This window comes from Kribbella catacumbae DSM 19601 (assembly GCF_000372465.1).
In the GTDB taxonomy this organism is placed as follows: domain Bacteria; phylum Actinomycetota; class Actinomycetes; order Propionibacteriales; family Kribbellaceae; genus Kribbella; species Kribbella catacumbae.
On sequence record NZ_AQUZ01000050.1, the window covers coordinates 48,587 to 65,086 of the forward strand.

Consider the following 16,500-nt stretch of genomic DNA (forward strand, 5'->3'; position numbering starts at 1 on the left):
GCACTCGGCAACCGACCACTTCCCACCGCGGCTCCTGCCTCGCCGCTCCCGCCCACCCGGTGTCGCCGCTCCTGCGTCGCGGCTCGGTCGAGGTCACCGTGCTTGACCGCGAAGGTGTCGAGATGCGCTGACGGCCGGGTGGGCGCAGGGCTCGCCCGGCGTTGCCAGCCGGGTGCGGCCCGCGATGTCGAGCCAGCCTGAGGCCATGCTTGGTGCAATTTCATTCCGCGCTCCTGCGTCGCGCCCTCGCGGCGTCTCCGCCGGCACCCGTTGGCCGGAGCTGCTGGGTAGGCGACCGACCCTGGCATCCCCACACAGCCGCGAACCGTGGGGTCAACCCCTCCTCAGCGGGTTAGCCCCCTGCTAGACCAAGGGGCGAACCCCCATTCGAGGAGTTAACCCCCTCAGGCGTAGGAACTGCAGGGGTGGGAGCCGCCGGACCCGTCCGCCTGCGTGCCCCGGACCGCCACCACAGCAACCTCCCCAATCACCGGATCCGCGACCGCCATCAGCCGTAGCCGCCTTGGTTCGCGGCAGCCAGTGGCTCCGAGCCTGAGCGGCCGTCGTCCGCCGCCCGGACGCCCACCACACACCAACCTCCCCCAATCACCGGAGCCCCGACTGCCAGCAGGCGTAGACGCCCGCCCGAGGCCACCTTGGTGTGTGGTGGCGGTCCGGAGGCCCGCCTCTTTGCCTCGGATTCCCGATCGGGTCCGGCGGACTAGCCGGGTTTGGAGTACGCGGACGATCACGCGAGCCACCACGCCGTTTCCTAAGCGGCGACGGAGGAGGTGCGTACCGGGGTCGGCGGGAGCTGCGACGGAGGAGGTGCGTGGGGGGAATCAGGCCGGGTACGTCTGGATTTCGGTGGCCTTGAGGGTGGCGTGGAGTAGTTGGCCGGGGGCGAGGTGGAGGTCGGCTACTGCTGCTGTGGTGATGTCGGCGAGGAGGGTTGCCGGGGCTGGGGCGTTGTGGGGGGTCAGGCGGACTCGTACGGTGTGGGCGTGTTGCTCTACGCCGGCGACCTGCATCGGCCAGGTGTTGCGCGGAGTGCCGGTTGGGCGTTCTGGGTAGAGGCTGACTGCGGACGGCGGGAAGGCGACGCAGACTGCGCCCTGGGATGGTGAGGCGATGGTCACCGTGCCGCCGCCGTCGAGCGCGACGATGTTGCTGTCGGCGGTACCGCGGTAGAGGTTGAGGCCGACCAGTTGAGCCACGTACTCCGTGCGCGGTCGCCGGGCGATCTCGGTTGGCGCGCCCTCCTGGACGATCTGCCCGTCCTCCACGATCACCAGACGATCGGCGAGCACCATCGCGTCCAGCGGATCGTGCGTGACGAGCAGCGTGCGGCCGTTGTACCGCTTCAGGTGTTGGCCGAGCTCGGCGCGGACATGCAACGTCGTACTGGCGTCGAGTGCCGCGAGCGGTTCGTCCAGCAGGAGCAAGTCGGGCGAGGTCGCAAGGGCGCGGACGAGGGCCACGCGCTGCGCCTGCCCGCCGGACAGTGAGCGCGGGCGAGTTCGCGCGTACTCCGACAGGCCGACCGTCTCGAGCCAGCGGGCTGCCTCGGCGCGTGCTGTTCGTTTGTGGGTGCCTCGGGCGCGCAAGCCGAAAGCTACGTTCTCCAAGGCGCTCAAGTGGTCGAAGAGTAAGTAGTCCTGGAACACGACCCCGATCGGCCGCCGGTCCGCCGACCGGAAGACGCGCGGCGGGGCGTCCCAGAGGTCGTCACCGAGCCGGATCCGCCCTTCGGTGATCGGAAGCAGCCCGGCGATCGCGCGGATCGCTGTGCTCTTGCCGGCTCCGTTGGGTCCGAGGAGGGCGACGACCTCACCCGGCTCGACGGTGAGTTCGAGGTCGAGCCGGAAGGCGTCGCGGGTCACGTGCAGGTCGGCGTACAGGGTCATCGCAGACCACTGATCCAGCGTTCCCGCAGGCAGGCGAGGACGACGACTGACACGGCCAGCAGGACGACGCTCAGTACTACGGCCACGTCGGGGTCGGTCTCCAGCGCCAAGTAGACAGCCAACGGCATGGTCGTCGTCCGGCCTGGGAGATTGCCCGCGAAGGTGATGGTCGCGCCGAACTCGCCGAGCGCGCGAGCCCAGCACAGTACTGCGCCCGCGACGATCCCCGGCGCGATCGACGGGAGGGTGACGCGGCGGAAGGTCAGCCAGCGACCGGCACCCAGGGTCGCGGCGGCTTCCTCGTACCGCGGGTCGGCTGCGCGCAGGGCGCCTTCCACCGAGATCACCAGGAACGGCATCGCGACGAACGCCTCGGCCACGATCACCGCGGCCGTCGTGAAAGGAAGCGAGAAGCCGAACCAGAGGTCCAGGCGTTCCCCGATGAGCCCGCGCCGGCCGAGGACCAGAAGCAGAGCGACTCCGCCGACTACCGGGGGCAGGACAAGCGGAACCGTCACGAGCGCGCGGATGAGCCCGCGACCGGGGAGCTCGGCGCGGGCGAGCAGCCAGGCGAGCGGGACGCCCAGAAGCAGACAGATGACGGTCGCCGCACTGGCACAGAGCAGTGAAAGCCGCAGCGCTTGCCCAACGTCAGCGCTGAAGAGCCGCGAGGGCAACGTCGCCCAAGGCGCCTGAGCCAGCAGCCCAGCCAACGGCACAAGCAAAAACGCAAGCCCCAACAGCGCAGGCAGCAACAAGACCAGAGGCAACCGCCCCTGAACCCGCTCCCGCCGCCCCCTCACCCCAGCCAACTTCTCACCTCACCCACCCAACACCTCGCCGGCCCCCTCGCGTGGGTCATGGGGTTTCGAAGCCGGCTTTGGTGAGGACTGTCTTGGCTTCGGGGGAGAGGACGTAGTCGACGAAGGCCTTGGCGGTGGCTGGGTTTTTGGCGTCGGTCAGGGTGGCGATGGGGTAGTCGTTGATCGCCTGGGTGGCTTCGGGGAAGTCGATGCCTTCGATCTTGTCCTTGGCTGCCAGGACATCCGTCTTGTAGACGAGGGCGGCATCGACTTCGCCGAGGGTGACCTTGGTGAGGGCCGCCTTCACGTCCTGCTCCAGGCTGTCTGGTTGTGGCGTCAGGTGAGCCGCCTCGAACACCTTCTTGGCGGCGGCGCCGCACGGCACCTGCTCGGCGCAGAGGGCGATCTTGCGGTTCGGGTCCGCGAAGTCCTTCAGGCCGGTGACCTTGCCCGGGTTGCCCTTCGGGACCGCGATCTCCAGCTTGTTCTTCGCGAACGTCGTCGCGGTGCCCTTGCCGGTCACCTGATCCATGTTCTTCGGCGCCGCCGACGCGAAGACATCGGCCGGCGCACCCTGGTTGATCTGCTGGGCGAGTGCCGAGCTGCCGGCGAAGTTGAAGACCACCTTGACGCCCGGATGCGCGGCCTCGAAGTCCTTGCCGAGCCGGGTGAAGGTCCCCGTCAGCGACGCCGCCGCGAACACGTTGACCGTGCCCGAGAGGCTCGTAGTACCAGAGGCCGCCGGGGTGTCGTCACCACAGCTCACCAAGGTCGACGCGGCAACGGCTGCAAGCGCCACAGCGACAGTACGGCGGAACATCAGGCCTCCGGGATCTCGACAACGACGTGAGTGGACTTGATGGACGCGACGGCGACCACGCCCGGCTCCAGGCCGAGCTCGTCCGCCGCTTCCCGGCTCATCAGCGAGACGACCCGGAACGGCCCGGCCTGCATCTCCACCTGCGCCATCACGCCGTCCTTGAGGACGCGCGTGACGATGCCGCGCAGGCGGTTGCGCGCCGAGGCGGCAGTCGTGTTGCCCGGCTCGGGCGACTCCGCCAACTGCTGCGCGAAGGCGGCAAGCTCAGCGCCCGCGATCGCCCGTCGGCCACCCTCCTGTACGGCGGGCAGCCGGCCCTGCTCGACCCAGCGCCGCACGGTGTCATCGCTGACTCCGAGCAACGCGGCCGCCTCACTGATCCGCAAATTCGGCACATTCGACACTATATCGCCGCAGTTGCGCATCCAGGAGGCCAGTTTGGCTTATCCTCCGCGAACGTGAGCGTCGTCATGACCAGCGCGGCCCGGGCGGCATAGGTTTGGCCTATGAGTACGACGGGGCTGCGGGAGTATCTGGACGGACCGCACAAGGCGGCGCGGGATCTGGTCAGGGACGGGCTGGCGGCGAACGCCGACCTGCTCGACGCCGGGCTGGAGCTGAGCCGGGCGGAGTACCGGGACAAGGTGCTCGCGGTGATGCAGCAGGTCACCGCCGAGGGACACACCGGACGCGGGTTCCCGAAGGAGTTCGGCGGGCAGGGTGATCTGGGCGGCTTCATCGCCGGGTTCGAGACGCTGGCCTTCGGTGACCTGTCGCTGATGGTCAAGGCGGGTGTGCAGTTCGGCCTGTTCGCGGGCGCGATCCTGCACCTGGGCACGAGCCGTCACCACGACGAGTACCTGACCGACGCGATCGAGGGCCGGCTGCTCGGCTGCTTCGCGATGACCGAGACCGGGCACGGCTCCAACGTCCAGGCGCTCGGTACGACGGCGACGTACGATCCGGCGACCGAAGAGTTCGTCGTGCACACCCCGACCGCGGCCGCGCGCAAGGACTACATCGGCAACGCGGCCCGGCACGGCCGGATGGCCACGGTCTTCGCCCAACTGGTGGTCGGCGGCGAGAGCCACGGCGTCCACTGCCTACTCGTCCCGATCCGTACTCCGGACGGCGAGCCCCTGCCCGGCGTCACGCTGTCCGACTGCGGCGCCAAGCTCGGCCTGAACGGCGTCGACAACGGCCGGATCGTCTTCGACCAGGTCCGCGTACCCCGCACCGCGCTGCTCGACCGCTACGCGCAGGTCGATGCCGAGGGCACCTACTCGAGCGAGATCGAGAACCCGGACCGGCGTTTCTTCACGATGCTCGGCACCCTCGTCCAGGGCCGCGTGTCCGTCGGCGGCGCGGCGATCAACGCGAGCAAGGTCGCTCTGACGATCGCGATCCGGTACGCCGACCGCCGCCGCCAGTTCGGTGCGCCCGGCAGCGCGGACGAGGCGTTGCTGCTCGACTACCGGATGCACCAGCGCCGGCTGCTGCCGTTGCTGGCTCGCACCTATGCGCTGCACTTCGCGCAGGCCGAGCTGGTCGACGAGTTCGTCCGGCTCTTCGGTGGCGAGGATGTGATCGACAAGGACGAGCATGACCAGCGAGCCCTGGAAGCTCAGGCGGCAGGTACGAAGGCGCTCGGCACCTGGCACGCGACCGAGACGATCCAGATGTGCCGCGAGGCCTGCGGCGGCGCCGGGTACCTCGCGGAGAACCGGCTGGCGACCCTGAAGGCGGACACCGACGTGTTCACCACCTTCGAGGGCGACAACACGGTGTTGCTGCAACTTGTCGCGAAAGGGCTGCTGACCAACTACCGGGAGTCGTTCGGCAAGCTCGATCCGCTCGGGACGGCCCGCTTCATCGCCGCGCAGGCGGTCGAGATCGCAGTCGAGAAGACCGCGCTGCGGACAGTCGTCGAGCGGCTGCGGGACGTAGTACCGAATCGCAATGACACGTCCGACCCGGACGCCGGGCTGCGGGACGACGCGTATCACTGCGGCATGCTCAGGTTCCGCGAGCAGCACATGCTGGCCGGCGTGGCCCGGCGGCTGAAGCGCGGCATCGACGACGGGGTCGAGGCGTTCGAGGTGTTCAACCGCTGCCAGGACCACGTCATCGCGGCCGGCCGCGCGCATGTCGAGCGGGTGGTGCTCGAGGCGTTTCTGGCCGCGGTACAGGCTGCGCCGGAAGGTACTGCGCGGGAGCGGCTGAAGGAGTTGTACGACCTGCACGCGCTCGCGACGATCGAGGCGGACCGCGCTTGGTACATCGAGCACGGGCGGTTGTCGGGGCCTCGATCGAAGGCGATCACGGCGCTGGTGAACGAGCTTTGTGCCGCCGTCCGGCCGTACGCCGGAGAGCTGGTGGACGCGTTCGGCGTACCGGGCGCGGCAGTCGATGTGCCGATGGTTGTACCGTCGCAGCATGAGTGAGCCGATTGAGCCCGCGTCGGCCGCCGAGGCCGCCCGCGAACTGGCGAAGGTTTTGCTGGAGCAAGCCGACGCCCTGGACCTGCATGATCTGCGGGCCACCACGGCGATCGAGAACGTCCGGGTCCAGGCCCGGGTGCTCGCCGACGCGGTGCACGAGCGCGGCTGGGGTGACATCTTCCTCGGCATCGACTCCTACGACCCCGACGAGCTGGACGACCTGCCGCTCGGGCCGGACGACTTCGACGACCCGGCCGACTACCGGGAGATGGTCGAGCGCGGTGAGCTCGACGACCTGGACGAGCCGCTGATCCCGGAGAACGGGATCCGCCTCAGCTACCAGGCGCGGTACGACTTCGTGGTGACGGACCCGGAGGCGTTCGTCGCTTACGTCCGCAGCCGCGCGGACGAGGCCCAGAACGACGAGGTCATCGACGACATCGAGGACGCCCGCTCGGCCTTCGAACTCCTCGGCTACCTCGACGGCCTCGGTTCCAAGGACTACGACACCGTCGGCCTGACCCCAGCCGGCGGCGAGGAGTCCCACAAGGTCGTCGACTTCTCCCTCTGGGACCTGGACCCCACCCGCCGGGACGACACCTACCCGTACTAGTGCCCTTCGCGCGACCGTAGTACTTGTCAACCAGGGGAGTACTGCGGACTGTCCACCCCGGGCGGACGTTTCACCCCACCCTGTCGGGCCAGTGTTTGAGGTCCAAAGACAGGGGAGGTTCACCATGTTCACGTTGCCGGCTGGGCGGCGGGGTAAGTGGGGTGTGGTCGGGGTCTGGCTGCTGTTGCTGGTGGCGGTGTTTCCGTTGGCCGCGGGGCTGGGAGACGTGCAGAGCGATGACGCCACCGATCAACTGCCGGGCGGTGCGGAGTCGACGCTCGTGCATCAGGTCGAGGATCGCGTACCGGGCTCCGAGGACGACGAACTGATCGTCGTCTATCACCGGGACGGCGGTCTCGTCGACGGGGACGAGCAGGCGGTGACGCAGCAGCACGCCACCCTCGCACGGGAGTTCAAGGTCGACATGCCGCCCGTCCCGGCCGAGGACGGCACGGCTCTCATGTACGCCGTCAGCCAGCCGGCGAGCGTGGACGACGCAGGGGTCGCCAAGTTCGTTGAGCGGGTGCGGGCAGTCACCGCTGACCGGCCGAGTGGTCTGCGGGCCGAGGTGACGGGCCCGGCCGCGATCGGGGCGGATATCGACGCGGTGTTCGAGGGGATCGACACGACCCTGATGCTCGTCACCGTCATCGTCGTCGCGTTCCTGCTGATCATCACCTACCGCAGCCCGTTCCTCTGGCTGGTGCCGCTGCTGACCGTCGGGGCCGCCGCGTACCTGTCGATGGCGCTGGTCCGGGTCGTCGCCGGGGCGCTGGACCTGACGGTGAGCACGCAGAGTTCGTCGATCATGATCGTGATGGTGTTCGGTGCCGGGACGGACTACGCGCTGCTGATCGTCGCGCGGTACCGCGAGCGGCTGCGCCACCACAGCGACGTCCACGCCGCCATGCGCGCCGCGCTGAAGGGTGTGGGACCGGCGATCCTCGCGTCAGGATCGACGGTCGCCCTCGGTCTGGGGTGCCTGTTCGTGGCCGACATGAACGACATCTCAGGGATTGGCGTGATCGGCGCGCTGGGGATCCTGGCGACTCTGTTCACCATGCTCACGCTGTTCCCTGCAGTACTGACTGCGCTGGGCCGCAAGGTCTTCTGGCCTCGAGTGCCGCACCAAGCCAGTACTGCGCCCGCAGGCCGCGACTGGTGGCGGTGGGTCTTCGCTCGGCCGTTGCGGTCGGCTGGGGTCTCGGCGCTGGCACTCGGTGCACTAGGGCTCGGTGTGCTCGGCCTCTCGACCGACTTGCGGCAGGCCGACTCGTTCACCACGACCCCGGAGTCGGTGACGGGGTTCGCGACGCTGGACCGGGCCTACCCGGGCGAGGGTGGCCGGCCGTTGACCGTTGCCACGCCCACCGATCAGGTAGGACAGGTGCTCGCTGTGGCGCGTGCGACGGACAAGGTGGTGTCGGCGGAAACCGATCGGGAGGGCGACGGCTGGTCCCTGGTCAGCGTCGTACCCGCGGCTCAGCCGGACAGCGATGAGGAAGCGGCTGTGATCAAGCACCTGCGGGCCGAGCTGCCACCGGCGGCGCTGGTCGGTGGCGAAGGGGCGGAGCGCGTCGACGTTCAGGAGGCGAGCGCTGCCGACACCAAGTTGGTGATCCCCCTAGTACTCGCGGTGGTGTTGCTGGTGTTGTTCCTGCTGCTCCGGTCCTTGGTCGCCTCGCTGCTCATCGTGGGCGCGGTCGTGCTGTCGTATCTCGCGGCGCTGGGGCTTGGATCTCTGCTGTTCGAGAACGTGCTCGGGTTCGGCGGCGTGGAGCCGACGATGCCGGTGCTGGTGTTCGTCTTCCTGGTGGCGTTCGGCGTCGACTATGCGATCTTCCTGGTCGCACGGATCGCCGAGGACCGCAAGGAACTCGGTACTACGGCCGCCGCCCGGCGGGCCGTGACGGCCACCGCGCCGGTGATCGCGTCGGCCGGATTGGTGCTGGCGGCAACCTTCGCGGTGCTGGCGTCGCTGCCGTTCGTACCGATGGTGGAGATCGGGGTGGTGGTCGCGGTCGGGGTTCTGCTGCAGACTCTGCTGGTGGCGCCTGCGTTACTGGCGCCGATGGTGGTGGGGCTGCGCCGGTGGATCTGGTGGCCGAGTCGCCCCGCGGACGACCCACAACCGGCAGCAGCCTGGCCGGTGGGCAAGAGCGGGCCAGACGGCGGCGACGGGCCGGCGGACGAGTCGGTGCTGGTCGGCGAGGGCCGGAGCTGAGGAGTGGGGACAGTGCTGGTCGGCGGGGAACGGAGCTGAGGGATGGGGACGGTGGTCTTGGTGGGAGTGGGGCGCTGGGGTATCGGCAGGTTCGACCTGCTGCTGACCGCGGCGCTGCTCGTCCTGCCGCTGGCCGCCGTCCTCGCCCTGCCGCAGCACTGGCTCGACGGCAGGCAACTCGACACTCTCGGCATCACCCTGCTCGTCCTGGCGACCATGCCGGTTCTTGTCAGACGCCGCTACCCGATCCAGGCGCTGCTCTGCTGCGTAGTGGTCCAGATGGGCTACCACGCCTTGAACTACACGCACGAAGTCATGCTCCCGGTAGCCGTAGTCCTCATCTACACGGTCTCCCTGACCACCTCCCGGGTCTCGACGCTGGCGATGGTCGGAATCAGCGTCGCCGGAGTCCTGGTGACCGCGAGCGTCCCTCAGGACGAATCGATCGGCGCGGAGGTGATCAGCCCTCTTGGCTGGTTCGCGGTCGCCGCGGTCGGTGGCCAGGCGATGCGCCTGGATCGAGCCTTGCTCGCGGAGACGAGCGAGCGCCGGGTCGCCGAGGAGCGGCTGCGGATCGCGCGCGACCTGCACGACGTCCTGGCGCACCACATCGTCGTGATCAACTCGCACGCCGGCGTCGCCGCTCACCTGCTCGACGAGCGCGCCGACGATCCGACCCTCGCGCCGATCTCGCAGTCGCTGCACACAGTGGCGGACGCGAGCAGCGGAGTACTGGCTGAGCTGAGAACAACCCTCGACGTACTGCGGGGCAACGAGGTCGACCTGGATCGGCACCCGACGCCTGACCTCGATGGTCTGGCCCGGCTCGTAGCGGTCACCACAGCCCTCGGAGTACAGGTCGAGCTGCGAGTCCGCGGCACCAGCCGACCGCTGTCGGCAGCCGTCGAGATCACCCTCTACCGGATCGCGCAGGAGGCCTTGACCAACGTGGTGAAGCACGCACACGCTCAACGGGCTCAGGTAGTGCTCGACTACGACATGGCGGAGGTCCGGCTCGAGGTCACCGACGACGGCCGTGGCAGGTCCGACAACGGCACCACAGCCGGCTACGGCATCGCTGGGATGAACGAGCGGGCGCAATCCGTTGGTGGTCAGCTGGTCACCGGTGACGGCCGGTACGGCGGGTTCCGGGTCGCGGTGACCATACCGATCGGGGGAGCAGGATGATCAGGGTGGTGCTGGCCGACGACCAGAGACTGGTCCGGAGCGCCTTCGCGATGCTCGTGCGCTCAGCGCCGGACATGGACGTCGTCGGTGAAGCGGCCGACGGCGATGAGGCGGTCGAGCTGGTCCGGTCGACCCGGGCCGACGTCGTAGTGATGGACATCCGGATGCCGGGGACGGACGGGATCACGGCGACCGGCATGATCGCGGCCGACGAGGATCTGCGCGGCGTACGGGTGCTGATCCTGACCACGTTCGAGAGCGACCACAACGTGGTGGCGGCGTTGCGGGCGGGTGCGAGCGGATTCCTGGTCAAGGACACCAAACCCGCGGACCTGCTGGCCGCCATCCGGACCGTGGCCGGCGGCGAGGCGCTGTTGTCGCCTGGCGCGACGCAGGCGCTGATCGAAAGGGTGCTGAGACAACCAGATCCGGCCGGTCCGGCGCCCGGCGCACTGGCTGCGCTGACCAGCCGGGAACGCGAAGTGCTGACGCTGATCGGGCGCGGCCTGAGCAACGGTGAACTCGCCGAGCAGCTGGTGATCAGCCCGCTGACCGCGAAGACCTATGTAAGCCGGTTGCTGACCAAACTGGACGCCCGCGACCGGGCCCAGCTGGTCATCGCCGCCTACGAATCCGGTCTGGTCCGGACCTCCGGCTAGTGCTAGCTAGTGCTGCGGCCTGGGCCTACTGCCAGCGTTGCTCACTGATGTCCCAAGTGCCATCTGTGATCTCGCCACCGAGTAGCGGATCGAGGCAGGATCCCGCCACGCCGAGGGCCTGATCGAGGTCATGGAGCTCTGCGGACAGTCCCCCCTTGACGGCTTCCTTCAGGTAGCCAGCCGGCCACTGCCGACCAGGCGAAGTCAGCATGGCGGGGCAGACCTTGTCGGCGATCTGGTCGGCCAAGGGGTATAGCAAGAAGTCGGGAAGTTCTGGTACTCCGGGAAGCACGATGACGGGCGTGGGCCGCACCCGGTCGGCGGCGGTGACAGATCGCTTCTTGACCGACAGATCGATGCTGAACCGCTGATACGCCGTCGTGCCGATGGAGGCCAGGACGCGGACTGTCGCGACGGCCTTGTCGGCGCCTTCCGTTGTGCGTTCGTCGACCCGGCCGAGTTCGAAGCGGAAGAAGTCGCTGCCGCACGGCCGGGCCGCCGCGGTGTGGAGTTCCGTGATGGGGAGACGGAGGTCGATGTTGTCGGTCGAATAGAGCAGGTCGACGTCATCGCTGTAGCGGGCGCGGGGGAGCCTGACGAGCAGTCCGGTGCCACCTTTCAGAACCCATGGCGCATCCGGGTGCTGGAAGATCCGAGCCAGGAACCGTTGCAGGACGAACTCGCGGTTGATCTCCTGCGGTGGCCGCCCGGAGCTCACGGCGACCCTCTTCATGTGTGCGTTGGCGCTGACGCGGAACTCCCGCGCGGTGGCGTATGGCTTGTCTCTCATCTGCCGGTCTGGTCCTTCGACTCGTGGAGGAGTTGCGCCCGGGCCTCGTAGGCTGCGCGCAGCGCTTCCTGCAGGACACCTGTTTCGTCGGTGATACCTAGCGCGGTCTGTACCTGCCGGAGTTCCGCCGTCGACAGTCCCATGTGGGCCGCGCGATTGCGGAGATCCCTGGGGATCCGTGGATCCATCAGCGCGAGTGCGTGGAGCAGGGCCGCGTCGGCCTGCGATGGTCTCGGTGCGACGAGCTGGGCCGCTTGCTGCGTGGCCTTGGGGATGCCCGCCTCATCGAGAAGGCTAGCAAGCAGAGCGTGGCCGTGCCCGAGTTGCTGTCCGTAGTGATGTGCGTAGGGCGCTAGAGCTGAGCTGATCTGCTCGGCGGTGACCGCGGCCACCGCGATCGCATCGCGTACGACGCCGCCGAGGTGCCCGCCGTCGGTATGAGTTTTGGCCAGGTCACTGATGGTCTTGGCGATGGTGGTGACCGGGAGTCCGCTGGTGATCTGCCAGTCGTTCGGAGCGAGTGCTTCGCGGTGGAATCGTACGTCCGGTCTCTTGGACTGCTTGCGGACGGCAACGGTGAACTCGAACCGGTCCGCGTCCAGATCGCCCAGTTGGTGGTACCGTGCGGCCGACCTGTGCGACAGGACCGCGTCCGGATTCCGCAGGCGATCGGCGACCAGCTGCTCAGGCGCAAGTGCGAGCCATGCCGCGCGTAGCTCGTCCAGTGACGAGCTGGCGCCGACCACTCGGTAGACGCCATGTGTCACGCGCTCCAGTACGCCGTCTTCGGCCAGTCGTGCCATGGACTGCGCCGACACGCCGGCAGTGCGCGCCTGGGCGGTTGTCACCAAGCCCCACTGCTCGTCGGCGATAGCAGCTACTGTGGCTACAAGCACTTCGATACCCCCTAGGCTGCTTCGATATTATGCTACCACCTGAATATCGAAGTATCACCTTGGCATATCCGAGTAGTCTCTCTCGCCCGGCGCTGCGGGGCAAGGCGGCCGAGGGTCGCGGAGTTGCGAGTTGCTATGGGCAACGGATCCTTGCTGCGGAGGCAGCCATCTGTGCTGATCCGGCAGTGCTGGTCCGCGGTGATTGAGGGTTGGATTGTTGTTGCGGTAGGCAACTTGTCTACTGGCGAGTACGGAAGGTGATGTTCTGTATACAGAGCGTCGCCTTGTCCAAGATCAATGCAAATGTTTGACCGGCCTCGTGGCGGCGTAGAGCCACCCCGTGACAGCGTTCTGTTGTCGGCGGCGGACGGGTCGCTGACAACCAGGCTCTAGGCGGTACCGCGAATCTCCCGTCCGCGACCGGACTGTACCTCCCCTGCCGGTCACGGAATGAGACGGCGGCACCTCCCTCCTTCGGGCCGAACCGCCCTCTCGGGGCAAAGCAGAACGCCGGCCGTGTCGCCGGGGTGCCGGTCGCCAGTGAGGTGGTGACCGACACCCGACATGGCCGGCGTTTCTTTTCCCGAAGTACTGATGCGATTTCTGGGGATCAGTACTTCGGGAAACGCTTGTAGATCAGGCCAATTCGAGTGCCGTGTGCGAGGTCTGCGGGACTTCGCCGTACGTCGTGGTGCGTTGCCGGGCCGGTCGGCCGGCGGCGGTGGCCATCTGGGTGAGTTCCTCGATCGACTTGCGTGAGCCGTGCTTCGAACCGGCCATCCGGCTGATCGTCTCCTCCATCAGCGTGCCGCCGATGTCGTTCACGCCGCCGTTGAGGACCGCCACGCAGCCGTCGGTGCCGAGCTTCACCCAGGAGCACTGGATGTTGTCGATCCGGCCGTGCAGCATGATCCGCGACATCGCGTGTACGGCGCGGTTCTCGTCGTACGTCGGACCCGGGCGGGCCACGCCGGCCAGGTAGATCGGCGAGTTGGTGTGGATGAACGGCAGCAGCACGAACTCGGTGAAGCCGCCGGTCTGGTCCTGGACGGCGGCGATCGTGCGCAGGTGCTGGACCCAGTGGTGCGGTGCGTCGACGTGGCCGTACATCATCGTCGAGCTGGACGGCAGACCGACCTTGTGCGCCGTCGTGATCACCTCGATCCAGCTTGCCGTCGGCAACTTTCCCTTGGTGAGGATCCAGCGCACGTCGTCGTCGAGGATCTCGGCCGCGGTACCGGGGATGCTGCCCAGGCCGGCCTCCTTGACCGAGATGAGGAAGTCCTCGATCGACAGGCCGGTCCGGACCGAGCCGTTGACGATTTCCATCGGCGAGTAGGCGTGCACGTGCATCTCCGGGACGCGGTCGCGGACCGCACGGACGAGGTCCGCGTACGCCGTACCGGGCAGGTCGGGGTGGATACCGCCCTGCATGCAGACCTCGGTGGCGCCGATCACCCAGGCCTCCTCGGCGCGCTGGGCGACCTCGTCCATCGACAGCGAGTAGGCGTCGGCGTCGGTGCGGCGCTGCGCGAAGGCGCAGAACCGGCAGCCGGTGTAGCAGACGTTGGTGAAGTTGATGTTCCGGTTCACCACGTAGGTGACGTCGTCGCCGACCGTTGCCTTGCGCAACTCATCGGCGATCCGCGCCAACTGGTCGAGCGCCGAACCCGTTGCCGTCATCAACGTCAACGCCTGCGCGTCGGACAACCCAGCGGGATCACGCTCGGCGGCTGCGAGTGCTTCCTTGACATCTCCTTGAATTCTTTCTGGTGCCACCCGGCTCTTGACGTCTTCTCGCAGTACGTCCCAGTCGCCGTACGCTGCGTCGAAGTCCGAGCGGGTCTCGGTCCGCCGGCCCTCGGTGTCGATCGCGGTGTGCAGGTCGGTGCGGCCGACGCTGTCCCAGCCGCCGTCGGGCTCCTGCCAGGGCAGGCCCTTCGGGAAGGCGGCTTCGTTGGCCAGCCCGGTCTCCGGATCGACCAGGGCCTCGACGTGCGAGATCAGCCGCGGGTCGAGCCAGGGCTCACGCAGGTACTCCGGGTGCGCGGTCAGCCTTTCCCGCAAGGCGAAACCGGCATCCGCGGTGACCTTGGCCAGGTCGTCGATCTGTGGCCAGGGGCGCTCGGGGTTCACGTGGTCCGGGGTCAGCGGCGAGACGCCACCGAAGTCGTCGACGCCGGCATCGAGCAGCAGGCGGGCCTCGTTCAGGTCGACCAGGTTCGGCGGAGCCTGGACGCGCATCCGCGGGCCGAGTACGACCCGGGTGACGGCGATCGCGGCGAGCCACTCGTCCAGCGGTACGTCGGCGTCGTTGCGCATCGCGGTGTCCGGCTTCACCCGGAAGCCCTGGATGATGACTTCCTGGATTCCGCCGTACTGACGAGCGATTCGGCGCAGCGCGAAGATCGAGTCGGCGCGTTCCTCAAGGTTCTCGCCGATGCCGATCAGCAGACCGCTCGTGAACGGCACGTTGGAACGACCGGCGTCTTCCAGCACCCGCAGCCGGATCGCCGGGTCCTTGTCGGGCGAACCGAAGTGCGGCTGCCCCTTCTCCTCGAACAGCCGACGCGAGGTGGTCTCCAGCATCATGCCCATGCTCGGCGCGACCGGCTTCAGTCGCTGGAGGTCCTGCCAGGACATCACTCCGGGGTTGAGGTGCGGCAGCAGGCCGGTCTCCTCGAGGACCCGGATCGACATCGCGCGTACGTAGTCGAGAGTGCTGTCGTAGCCGGCCTCTTCGAGCCACGTCTTGGCCGCGTCCCAGCGATCCTCGGGAGCGTCGCCGAGGGTGAACAGCGCCTCCTTGCAACCGAGAGCGGCACCCTGACGGGCGATCTCCAGTACCTCGTCGGGACTCAGGTACGGCGAGTGCACGCGGCCGGGCGTGGTCGCGAACGTGCAGTAGTGACAGCGGTCCCGGCACAACCGGGTGAGCGGGATGAACACCTTCTTGGAGTAGGTGATGATCCCGCTCCGGCCGGCATCGGCCAGCCCTTGGTCGCGGACCCGGGCGGCGGTCGACATCAGTTGGTCGAGCGCGTCGCCGGAGGCGGACAGCAGTACTTCGACCTCGGCCGGGTCGAGCGTCTTGCCGTCGTCGGCCCGCTTCAGCGCACGCCGCATGGCGGTGCTGATCGGGGCGTTCGGGGGAGTGGCTGGGGGCTGTCCGGGAGCAGTCACGCCTAGAAGCGTAGGCGGCCTCCGGACCGGAACCAGCCGATTTCCCAGGGCAAAAACAATCAGTACGTCTGTCCTGATACCGTCGCTCACCTGGACCGCATTTGGGCGGTTGACCCCTGAGTTGGTGGGTTGTCACCCCGGAATCCGGGGTGACAACCCCCGCTTTCGGGGGTTAACCGCCGAAAGTGTGGGTGGCGTGGTGGGTGGGCGGCCGGATCGTGGGAGCGCCCAGAGCTGGGAGCGACATCGACGATGCTGTCGCCGCTCGGCTGGATCGTGGATGGCGGCGAATGCGGTGCTGCTGTGGTGGGGTGGATGGAGGCTGGCGATGGTGGATGGGCGGCTGGTGCGGGGGCGGTTGCGGCGGGTGGAGTTGCTGACGGCTGCGTTGGCGGTGATTGAGCGGGATGGGGTGGCGGGGGTCAGCCATCGGGCGGTGGCTGCTGAGGCGGGGGTTTCGGTGGCGTCGACGACGTACCACTTCGCGACCCTGGACGATCTGCTGGTGGCGGCGTTGACCTGGGCGGCCGAGGATCTCGCGGCGGAACTGTACGAGCGCGTCAACGAGATGGGCGCCCGTCCGGCCGACGAGCTGGCGCGGCTGATCGAGCACTGTCTGGTTTACCGGCGAGGGCGCACGCTGGCGGAGTACGAGCTCTATCTGCTCGCGGCACGCCGACCCGAGCTTCGTGAGGCAGCCGCTGCTTGGCTCGAACCCCTCACCCAGATCGCCCGCAACTTCACCACTGATCCCCACAAGGCGAGCCTGTTAGTGGCTGCGCTGGATGGCATCCTCCTGCAGTCGCTCATCGGCGCCCGCCCGTACAACCACGCAGACTTCGCGGCCCTTCTCACTCACCTTCGATAGAGGCGCCGCTGGCGGGCACTACGACCGCCGCCAGCTTGTAGAGCCTGTTGGGATATGGGTCTGGGGTTCGCGTTGTGTCCCGACCGACAGGAAGTAGTGCCGGTTCTG

13 protein-coding genes are annotated in these 16,500 nt (G+C 68.2%); 6 read left to right on the forward strand and 7 right to left on the reverse strand.

The features are described from left to right. Window positions 1-842 precede the first annotated feature (842 nt). The 4 genes from A3ES_RS0135400 to A3ES_RS0135415 form a co-directional block, all read right to left on the reverse strand. On the reverse strand, window positions 843-1,907 hold the full coding sequence (locus tag A3ES_RS0135400) for an ABC transporter ATP-binding protein (protein WP_020391581.1): 1,065 nt from the start codon (window positions 1,905-1,907) through the stop codon (window positions 843-845). Beyond that, window positions 1,904-2,626 carry a molybdate ABC transporter permease subunit gene (gene modB / locus A3ES_RS0135405; RefSeq protein WP_020391582.1) on the reverse strand — a complete coding sequence of 241 codons (723 nt, stop codon included), beginning with the start codon at window positions 2,624-2,626 and terminating at the stop codon, window positions 1,904-1,906. The genes A3ES_RS0135400 and modB overlap by 4 nt, the downstream gene beginning before the upstream one ends. A gap of 139 nt (window positions 2,627-2,765) precedes the next feature. Continuing rightward, the gene (modA, locus tag A3ES_RS0135410; protein WP_020391583.1) at window positions 2,766-3,530 is read right to left on the reverse strand and encodes a molybdate ABC transporter substrate-binding protein; all 765 of its coding nucleotides are present in this window, start codon (window positions 3,528-3,530) and stop codon (window positions 2,766-2,768) included. Beyond that, window positions 3,530-3,925 carry a TOBE domain-containing protein gene (locus A3ES_RS0135415; protein WP_026163501.1) on the reverse strand — a complete coding sequence of 132 codons (396 nt, stop codon included), beginning with the start codon at window positions 3,923-3,925 and terminating at the stop codon, window positions 3,530-3,532. The genes modA and A3ES_RS0135415 overlap by 1 nt, the downstream gene beginning before the upstream one ends. Window positions 3,926-4,036: 111 nt before the next feature. Here A3ES_RS0135415 and A3ES_RS0135420 point away from each other — a divergent pair, with 111 nt between their 5' ends. The 5 genes from A3ES_RS0135420 (at window position 4,037) to A3ES_RS0135440 (ending at window position 10,655) form a co-directional block, all read left to right on the forward strand. Then, window positions 4,037-5,974: an acyl-CoA dehydrogenase family protein gene (locus A3ES_RS0135420; protein WP_020391585.1), complete on the forward strand. Its 1,938-nt coding sequence runs from the start codon at window positions 4,037-4,039 to the stop codon at window positions 5,972-5,974. Then, complete coding sequence (locus tag A3ES_RS0135425; RefSeq protein ID WP_020391586.1) at window positions 5,967-6,584, forward strand: hypothetical protein; 618 nt, start codon at window positions 5,967-5,969, stop codon at window positions 6,582-6,584. The genes A3ES_RS0135420 and A3ES_RS0135425 overlap by 8 nt, the downstream gene beginning before the upstream one ends. Before the next feature lie 124 nt (window positions 6,585-6,708). Next, entirely contained in the window at window positions 6,709-8,808 is a 2,100-nt protein-coding gene (locus tag A3ES_RS49535; RefSeq protein WP_020391587.1) for an MMPL family transporter, read from the forward strand. Window positions 8,809-8,850: 42 nt separating this feature from the next. Next, on the forward strand, window positions 8,851-9,996 hold the full coding sequence (locus tag A3ES_RS0135435) for a sensor histidine kinase (protein ID WP_020391588.1): 1,146 nt from the start codon (window positions 8,851-8,853) through the stop codon (window positions 9,994-9,996). Beyond that, entirely contained in the window at window positions 9,993-10,655 is a 663-nt protein-coding gene (locus A3ES_RS0135440) for a response regulator transcription factor (RefSeq protein WP_020391589.1), read from the forward strand. Before A3ES_RS0135435 ends, A3ES_RS0135440 begins: the two co-directional genes overlap by 4 nt. Before the next feature lie 25 nt (window positions 10,656-10,680). Here the strand turns inward: A3ES_RS0135440 and A3ES_RS0135445 are convergent, their stop codons facing one another. From A3ES_RS0135445 to A3ES_RS0135455, 3 genes are all read right to left on the reverse strand, one after another. Then, on the reverse strand, window positions 10,681-11,445 hold the full coding sequence (locus A3ES_RS0135445) for a nucleotidyl transferase AbiEii/AbiGii toxin family protein (protein WP_020391590.1): 765 nt from the start codon (window positions 11,443-11,445) through the stop codon (window positions 10,681-10,683). Beyond that, a complete protein-coding gene (locus A3ES_RS49540; protein ID WP_083933902.1) occupies window positions 11,442-12,341 on the reverse strand; it encodes a type IV toxin-antitoxin system AbiEi family antitoxin domain-containing protein in 900 nt (299 codons plus the stop codon). The genes A3ES_RS0135445 and A3ES_RS49540 overlap by 4 nt, the downstream gene beginning before the upstream one ends. A 636-nt stretch (window positions 12,342-12,977) precedes the next feature. Further along, entirely contained in the window at window positions 12,978-15,524 is a 2,547-nt protein-coding gene (locus tag A3ES_RS0135455) for a bifunctional FO biosynthesis protein CofGH (protein WP_202806670.1), read from the reverse strand. A gap of 280 nt (window positions 15,525-15,804) precedes the next feature. On the opposite strand from A3ES_RS0135455, the gene A3ES_RS0135460 reads away from it, so the two are divergent. Next, window positions 15,805-16,392, forward strand: a complete 588-nt coding sequence (locus A3ES_RS0135460; protein ID WP_020391593.1) for a TetR/AcrR family transcriptional regulator — start codon at window positions 15,805-15,807, stop codon at window positions 16,390-16,392. The last annotated feature ends 108 nt before the right edge of the window (window positions 16,393-16,500 follow it).